Origin of the sequence: Streptomyces alkaliphilus, assembly GCF_014141535.1 — a bacterium.
Lineage (GTDB): Bacteria > Actinomycetota > Actinomycetes > Streptomycetales > Streptomycetaceae > Streptomyces > Streptomyces alkaliphilus.
Genome location: NZ_VKHT01001651.1, coordinates 1 through 558, shown reverse-complemented (window position 1 = coordinate 558; position 558 = coordinate 1). Strand labels below are relative to the sequence as shown.

Below are 558 nucleotides of genomic sequence, written 5' to 3'. Positions count from 1 at the left end.
CGGCGGACTGACCCACCTCTTCCCGACCGCCGACGCCCTGGCCGCCGCGCCTCTCGGTCCGGAGGAACTGCCCGGCATGCCGAACACCCGCCGCCGCACCCTGCACACCGTCGCCTCGGCGCTCGCCGACGGGCGGGTCCGCCTGGACCCCGGTGCCGACCGGGAGGAGACCGAGCACGCCCTGCTCGCCCTACCCGGCATCGGCCCCTGGACCGCCGGCTACCTGCGGATGCGCGCCCTCGGCGACCCCGACGTGCTGCCCGCCGGGGACGCCGGCATCCGCGCCGGCCTCGCCCGCCGGGGCGTCGAACCCGCGGCGGCCGATACCCTCGCCGAGAGCTGGCGCCCGTGGCGCAGCTACGCCGTGCACCACCTGTGGTGCCTCGCCGCCGAGCCGGCACCCGCCGAGCCGGCCCACGCCGGAACGGCGGACCCCGACGCGGCGGACCCGGTGGCGCCCGCCTCCCGTCCACCGGGGACCCGTCGCCGGCCCTCCTCCGTCCACCTTTCCACCCCTCGCACCGTCCGGGAGCCCGCATGACCACCGCCGCCCGTTCC

At 79.2% G+C, this 558-nt stretch carries 1 protein-coding gene; it reads left to right on the top strand.

The window, feature by feature from the left end; translation table 11 throughout:
• Positions 1–541 (top strand): DNA-3-methyladenine glycosylase family protein (locus FNQ90_RS26155; RefSeq protein ID WP_407699449.1); only part of this gene is annotated, 541 nt, incomplete at its 5' end.
• Between the last annotated feature and the right edge of the window lie 17 nt (positions 542–558).